Raw genomic sequence first — 791 nt, 5'->3', positions numbered from 1 at the left:
GCTGGGCCTGAGACTGCGAGACCAGGGCTTCGATGCCTCGGTCTTGCCCGAGTTCCGCGCCCGCCTCGCCCAGTCCGGCAGCGCGGAGCGGCTGGTCTTCGAAGCAGTACTCAGCAAGCTGGCCGCCGCCGGCTGGGCGCGTCCGGGCGGGCGGCAACGCACCGACTCCACCCACATGCTCGCAGCCGTCCGCACCCTGCAACGCCTGGAGCTCGTCGGCGAGGCCGTCCGCGCCGCGCTGGAGGCCATCGCCGCCAGTTTCCCGAACTGGCTGCTGAGCTGGGCGCCCGGAGACTGGTTCACCCGCTACGGTCCCCGAGTGGACGCCTACCGGCTACCCCGCGAAGAGCACGAACGCACCACGCTCGCCCTCATCTTCGGCCATGACGGCTTCCAATTGCTGGAACAGGCCTGGACCGCATCCACCCCGGCGACAATCCGCGCCCTGCCCGCGGTCCAAGCCCTGCGGCGCATCTGGATCCAGCAGTTCTACCGTGCCGAGGGCCAGTTGTGGTGGCGCGATGCCAAAGAGCACGGTCGCCCACCCGCCGCCTTGGCCCTGGTCTCGCCCTATGACACCGACGCCCGCTACCGAGTCAAGCGTTCGCAGGGCTGGACCGGCTACACCGCGCAACTGAGTGAGAACTGCGACGAGGACCGTCCCCACCTGATCACTTACGTGGGCACGGGCCCGGCCACCGAGGACGACGTCGAGACCACGCCCCGCGTCCACGACACGCTGGAGCAGCGCGGTCTTCTGCCCGCCGAACACTTCGCGGACACTGCTTACA

The 791-nt window shown here is 69.7% G+C and carries 1 pseudogene; it reads left to right on the top strand.

The annotated features are described in order from the left end of the window. Positions 1-43 precede the first annotated feature (43 nt). Positions 44-791: pseudogene (locus ACFSL4_RS37415) on the top strand (IS1182 family transposase); the annotation flags it as partial.

Source organism: Streptomyces caeni (assembly GCF_042678285.1).
Classification (GTDB): Bacteria; Actinomycetota; Actinomycetes; order Streptomycetales; family Streptomycetaceae; genus Streptomyces; species Streptomyces caeni.
The sequence above is the reverse complement of the archived record's forward strand: the minus strand, read 5'-3'. Positions and strand labels throughout refer to the sequence as shown.